1 protein-coding gene is annotated in these 508 nt (G+C 64.4%); it reads left to right on the top strand.

Annotated elements, in window-relative coordinates; genetic code table 11:
- On the top strand, positions 1-508 hold a 508-nt coding region (locus KCG43_RS21355), incomplete at both ends, for a hypothetical protein (RefSeq protein WP_218387489.1).

Here is a 508-nt window from a genome sequence, read left to right as displayed (position 1 = left end):
TGAGCCGGTGACGGGCTTTGCTGCCGAAGATATCGTGCTGACAGCCGCCAACGCTGGCGATGCCGGTACCCTGAGCGGCCTGGCTGAGCAAAGCCCCGGCCGCTGGACGGCGGTATACCGTGCGCCGATCGGTGTCGATACCGGAGTAAGCCTGAGCGTCACGGCCGACAGCTATGTCTCTGCTGCCACCCAGCTGGCCGGCAGCGCAGCCAGCCTGACGCTGGAGGTCATCGGCAGCCCGCTGACCGCGTCTGTCTCCCTGCCGGAAGGTAACGAGGTCAGCCGTATCGGCACGATTGCCGTCACCTTCACCTTCAACCGCCCGGTCAGCGGCGAGGTAGTGCCCCTGCCGGAAGAAGGGGTGTGGAGCAATATTCGAAAGAACCCGGCGATGACGGAAATCACCTATGACTTCTCGCCCCAGGCTCTGGCTGTCGGTACCCATCAGGTGGGTGTTGCAGCCGGGTATCTGGATGATTACGGCAATGCCGGTCTGGCGGCCAGCGTG

The organism is Photobacterium sp. WH24 (assembly GCF_019204055.1).
Taxonomy (GTDB): domain Bacteria; phylum Pseudomonadota; class Gammaproteobacteria; order Enterobacterales; family Vibrionaceae; genus Photobacterium; species Photobacterium arenosum.
Note: the sequence above shows the minus strand (reverse complement) of the source record. Positions and strands in the feature narration are given on the sequence as shown.